This window comes from Saccharopolyspora halophila (assembly GCF_039531955.1).
Lineage (GTDB): Bacteria > Actinomycetota > Actinomycetes > Mycobacteriales > Pseudonocardiaceae > Saccharopolyspora > Saccharopolyspora halophila.
Genome location: NZ_BAAARA010000032.1, coordinates 1 through 1,468, shown reverse-complemented (window position 1 = coordinate 1,468; position 1,468 = coordinate 1). Strand labels below are relative to the sequence as shown.

Annotated in this window: 1 protein-coding gene; it reads left to right on the top strand. The window is 60.5% G+C overall.

Going from position 1 to position 1,468, the window contains the following annotated elements:
- Window positions 1–7 precede the first annotated feature (7 nt).
- Window positions 8–1,468, top strand: a complete 1,461-nt coding sequence (gene ahcY / locus ABD289_RS25115; protein ID WP_344138115.1) for an adenosylhomocysteinase — start codon at window positions 8–10, stop codon at window positions 1,466–1,468.

Here is a 1,468-nt window from a genome sequence, read left to right as displayed (position 1 = left end):
GGAAGTCATGAGCGTAGAGCTGCAGAAGGTCAACGGTATTGATTTTGCCGTGCGGGACCTTGCGCTGGCGGAGTCCGGTCGGCATCAGATTCGGTTGGCTGAGCATGAGATGCCGGGTTTGATGGCGACTCGTCGGGAGTATGCCGCGTCGAAGCCGCTCAAGGGTGCTCGGATCGCGGGTTCGTTGCACATGACGGTGCAGACGGCTGTGCTGATCGAGACGTTGGTGGAGTTGGGTGCCGAGGTTCGCTGGGTGTCCTGCAACATTTTCTCGACGCAGGATGAGGCCGCGGCGGCGGTCGTGGTGGGTCCGGACGGGACGCCGGGTAAGCCGGCGGGTGTTCCGGTGTTCGCGTGGAAGGGCGAGTCGCTGGAGGAGTACTGGTGGTGCACCAACCAGCTGTGGGAGTTCGGTGATGGCCGGGTCGCCAACATGATCTTGGATGATGGTGGTGACGCGACGCTGCTGGTGCACAAGGGTGCGGAGTTTGAGGCCGCGGGTGCTGTGCCGCAGCCGACCGAGGATGATCCGGATGAGTTCAAGGTCGTGCTGGAGACCCTGCGCAAGTCGATCGCCAACGATTCCTCGCGGTTCACGCGGTTGTCGAAGGAGATCAAGGGTGTGACCGAGGAGACGACCACTGGTGTGCACAAGCTGGTGGATTTGGTGCGTTCGGGTGAGTTGTTGTTCCCGGCGATCAATGTCAATGATTCGGTGACGAAGTCGAAGTTCGACAACAAGTACGGGTGCCGGCACTCGTTGGTCGATGGCATCAACCGTGCGACCGATGTGCTCATCGGCGGTAAGGTCGCGGTGGTGGCCGGTTTCGGTGATGTGGGTAAGGGTTCGGCCGAGTCGCTGCGTGGCCAGGGCGCGCGGGTGATCATTACTGAGATCGACCCGATTTGCGCGTTGCAGGCCGCGATGGAGGGTTACGAGGTCAAGACGCTGGAAGAGGTCGTCGAGTACGCCGACATCTTCATCACGACCACGGGTAACTTCAACATCTTCACCGCTGAGCACATGAAGCGGATGAAGCATCAGGCGATCGTGGGCAACATCGGTCATTTCGACAACGAGATCGATATGGCCGGCCTGGAGAAGATTCCGGGGATCAAGAAGCAGGAGATCAAGCCGCAGGTGCACGAGTACGTGTTCCCGGACGGGCATTCGATCCTGGTGTTGTCCGAGGGCCGGTTGCTCAACCTGGGTAACGCGACGGGGCACCCGAGTTTTGTGATGTCGAACAGCTTCACGAACCAGACGATCGCGCAGATCGAGCTGTTCACGAAGCCGGGTGAGTACAACACGGATGTGTATGTGCTGCCCAAGCACCTCGATGAGAAGGTGGCGCGTCTGCACCTGGACGCGCTGGGTGTGAAGCTGACCAAGCTGACCAAGGAACAGGCCGAGTACATCGGTGTGGACGTCGAGGGCCCGTACAAGCCCGAGCACTACCGCTACTGA

Excerpts from the sequence above, each read along its gene's own strand:
- ahcY (WP_344138115.1), top strand. The coding sequence starts at position 8 with ATGAGCGTAGAGCTGCAGAAGGTCAACGGTATTGATTTTGCCGTGCGG.